This is a genomic window from Mycobacterium sp. E342 (assembly GCF_001667665.1).
Classification (GTDB): Bacteria; Actinomycetota; Actinomycetes; order Mycobacteriales; family Mycobacteriaceae; genus Mycobacterium.
The window spans coordinates 1-650 of sequence record NZ_LZJM01000335.1; the positions used below are offsets into that span (position 1 = coordinate 1).

General features: G+C 68.9%; 1 protein-coding gene. It reads left to right on the plus strand.

Features of this window, described 5'->3' with window-relative positions:
- On the plus strand, positions 1-650 hold a 650-nt coding region (locus A5692_RS27220), incomplete at both ends, for a DUF222 domain-containing protein (protein WP_156766319.1).

Genomic DNA, 650 nt, shown 5'->3' on the forward strand with positions numbered 1-650 from the left:
GTCAGCGCAATGCGATTGATGGGCGCATTGTGGAGATCGTCGCCGAGCTGGATCGCGACGAGCTCTGCGGGGCCACGGGCGCACGCTCGGTGGCGGCCTTGGTGGCCTGGAAGCTGGGCTTGTCGTCGGCGAACGCTCACACGATCGCCACCGTCGCGCGCCGGCTCGAGGCATTTCCGCGGTGTGCCCAAGGCATGCGGGAGGGTCGACTGTCGCTGGATCAACTCGGCGTCATCGCCGCGCGCGCGGGTGAGGGATCCGATGAGCATTACGCGCAGTTGGCGCGGGTCGCCACGGTCAACCAGCTGCGCACCGCGGTCAAGCTGGAACCGCGACCCGAACCCGAGAGCGGACCTGAACCGCAGCCGGCGATCACCAAGACCGCCGACGAGGAGTTCACCTGTTGGCGGATCAGGCTGCCGCACCCCGACGCGGCGAAGTTCGACGCCGCGTTGGCGTCTCATCGGGATGCGCTGATCGCCGAGTGGAAACACGAGCACGGCAATGGTGACCACGACTCAGATCTCGCGCCGCCAGTGCCGGGCACGCTCGAGGCGTTTCTGCGCCTGGTCGAGACCGGGTGGGACACCGAAGCGGCGCGCCGCCCGCACGGGCAGCACACCACCGTGGTGGTGCACCTCGACGTTGCG